Origin of the sequence: Neokomagataea anthophila, from assembly GCF_018122595.1 — a bacterium.
GTDB classification, from domain to species: Bacteria; Pseudomonadota; Alphaproteobacteria; order Acetobacterales; family Acetobacteraceae; genus Gluconobacter; species Gluconobacter anthophilus.
Map to the genome: position 1 here is coordinate 1 of NZ_JAGRQH010000058.1, position 264 is coordinate 264.

At 32.6% G+C, this 264-nt stretch carries 1 protein-coding gene; it reads left to right on the top strand.

Annotated features, from left to right (window positions below; translation table 11 throughout):
- Nucleotides 1-82: 82 nt before the first annotated feature.
- The coding region (locus tag KB213_RS13250) for a cysteine peptidase family C39 domain-containing protein (RefSeq protein WP_211683482.1) at nt 83-264 on the top strand (182 nt) is incomplete at its 3' end.

Below are 264 nucleotides of genomic sequence, written 5' to 3' on the forward strand. Positions count from 1 at the left end.
GAAAAATAAAGATAAATTATATAACTAACTACTTATCATCCAGTTATTATTCTTATATTTGTCAAAAACGCAATAAATACTAATGAAAAAATTTCCTCTTTACACACAGCATGATGCGATAGACTGTGGCCCAACATGCCTAAGAATGATTGCTGCATTCTATGATAAGATATATCCTCTAGAACAGCTAAGAGAAATGTGTTATCTGTCAAAAGAAGGAGTATCGTTACTAGGTATTAGTGAAGCAGCCGAAAAACTCGGGTT